Origin of the sequence: Streptococcus sp. 4094, assembly GCF_013277125.1 — a bacterium.
Taxonomy (GTDB): domain Bacteria; phylum Bacillota; class Bacilli; order Lactobacillales; family Streptococcaceae; genus Streptococcus.
On sequence record NZ_VMMI01000080.1, the window covers coordinates 1 to 458 of the forward strand.

1 protein-coding gene is annotated in these 458 nt (G+C 37.1%); it reads left to right on the forward strand.

What is annotated here, in order from left to right; all coding sequences use genetic code 11:
- Window positions 1-48: 48 nt before the first annotated feature.
- On the forward strand, window positions 49-458 hold a 410-nt coding region (locus HT721_RS10850; RefSeq protein ID WP_173229825.1), incomplete at its 3' end, for a DUF402 domain-containing protein.

Here is a 458-nt window from a genome sequence, read left to right on the forward strand (position 1 = left end):
GTACAATAGTAAATGATAAACTTATAAATTGTAGAAAGTTGGTTAGTTATGAAGCTTCCAAAAGAAGGCGACTTTATTACAATTCAAAGTTATAAGCATGATGGGAGTCTCCACCGAACTTGGCGGGACACCATGGTACTAAAAACAACAGAAAACGCCATTATTGGTGTCAACGATCATACACTGGTTACCGAAAGTGATGGTCGTCGTTGGGTCACTCGAGAACCGGCTATTGTTTACTTTCACAAGAAATATTGGTTTAATATCATTGCCATGATTCGTGATAATGGAACTTCCTACTATTGCAATATGGCTAGCCCCTACTATCTGGATGAAGAAGCACTGAAATATATTGATTACGATTTGGATGTTAAAATTTTTACAGATGGAGAAAAACGTCTCTTGGATGTTGAGGAGTATGAGCGTCACAAACGCAAAATGAATTATTCTGATGACTT